Annotated in this window: 2 protein-coding genes; both read left to right on the top strand. The window is 41.3% G+C overall.

Annotated features, from left to right (window positions below; genetic code table 11):
* Positions 1 to 969, top strand: a 969-nt coding sequence (locus B4K20_RS13520) for an NADP(H)-dependent aldo-keto reductase (protein WP_289283272.1), incomplete at its 5' end; no start/stop codon positions are given.
* A gap of 340 nt (positions 970 to 1,309) precedes the next feature.
* On the top strand, positions 1,310 to 1,868 hold a 559-nt coding region (locus B4K20_RS13515; protein WP_289283271.1), incomplete at its 3' end, for a hypothetical protein.

Genomic DNA, 1,868 nt, shown 5'->3' with positions numbered 1-1,868 from the left:
CAAAACACCCAAGCTGAGGGACATCAGCAATTAGACTACGCTCTTGGTGAAGGGGTTAACTTTATTGATACTGCTGAGCTCTATGCCATCCCTCCCTGCGCTGAGACTTACGGTGCAACCGAAACAATAATTGGTCAGTGGCTACAAAAAAGAGCTCGTAGAGACGACATTGTCTTAGCGAGCAAAATCGCAGGACCAGGCGGTGATTGGGTTTCTCATATCAGAGGTGGTCAAACCCGCTTTGATGAGAAAACCATAGAAACAGCATTGAATAACAGTCTTAAACGTTTAAAAACGGACTATATTGATTTATACCAATTACACTGGCCGGAGCGTAATACAAACTACTTCGGTCGATTAGGATACGAACAGCCTGAGAATGAGCAAGGTTTGACACCGATCATTGAGACTTTACAAGCATTGGAGAAACAAGTTCAGGCAGGAAAAATTCGCCATATTGGTTTATCTAATGAAACACCATGGGGAATAATGCAATTTATCACTGTGGCTAAATCGATGAATCTGCCATTAGTTGTGAGTGTGCAAAACCCTTATAGTTTATTGAACAGAACCTATGAAGTCGGGTGTGCAGAGATTAGTCATCGGGAGAATGTTGGTCTGCTTGCCTATTCTCCGTTGGGGTTTGGTGTACTGACAGGAAAATACCTTAATGCACAACCTACTGATGCTCGATTAACTCTCTGGCCGAATTATAGTCGCTATAGTAACCCTCAGGCGGTTGAGGCAACACGTGCCTATGTGGAGCTTGCTCAGCGTTTTCAGCTTGACCCGGCCCAGATGGCATTGGCTTTTGTTAATTCACGGCCATTCCTAACAGCTAATATCATTGGCGCCACTAACATGTCCCAGCTCAAAAATAATATCGCCAGTGAGCAGCTGATATTGTCAGAAGAATTACTGTCGGAAATAACGAATATTCATCAACGTATTCCTAATCCTGCACCCTAGTAATAATTTTTATTTGTAAAAATTAAATATAAATGAAATGGGGACGACAACAATAAGAGTGGCCTTATTTTAGTCGCTGACTAAGCATGACATAAAAAATGGCATCAATGAGCAATATAAGAGGAGGAAAGGCAATATGACTTTTTTGGGCTGCAAGCTTGTAATTGTTGATGGGCTCTCCTCTTTCAATCCTTCAGCGACGGTGTTATTGGTTAATCACTCACATGTTGCGTGAGTCATGACGCTATCAAAAACGAGTATTTCACGATCTGTATGGGTGGGAAGTGTGGTATTTCTCACCGTTTCCACTATAATTTTTGTGGCCGTATTCAACCTATTAGTGGATAAAGTCACTCAGAACCAGCTTGAGCCGCTCATAAAACAGATATCAATACAGTCTAAAAATATCAGTATTGATGATATTACTGAACAGAAGGAAGCACTGTCCTGGTTAGATGCGGTGCCTTATATTAAGCAGGCCGTGGTCTTTGGTAAAAATGCGGAGACGCTTTTTTATTATAAAAAACCGAATCAAGAGGTCACGCATAAGTATGCCAATCAATGGCGGCAAACGTTCACTAAGACAAATCATTATTCAGATTCAGAGGTTCTCCATACGCTTCAGCCAATTGATGGAGCGCATGAAAATGTGGAGAGTATTTATTTAGAGGTTGATAAACGTCTATTGCAAAAGCCTTTTCATCCAATCTTGCTTGGCGGATATGCTGGACTCGTGATTTTTTTTCTAACCATCGTCGCTACAGTTTGGTTTTTTATGCGTCGATATATTCTTCCAGTAAGACGGTTTGTCGACGCTGTATTGGAAACAAAGCAGGATCAGCTATTAAGCTGTGAGCAAAGTTTACAAGATATAGAGCGCACGATTATCGATTTACAAT

The sequence above is a fragment of the Methylophaga sp. UBA5088 genome, assembly GCF_002414625.1.
Lineage (GTDB): Bacteria > Pseudomonadota > Gammaproteobacteria > Nitrosococcales > Methylophagaceae > Methylophaga > Methylophaga marina.
This window is presented reverse-complemented; position numbering and strand designations above follow the sequence as displayed.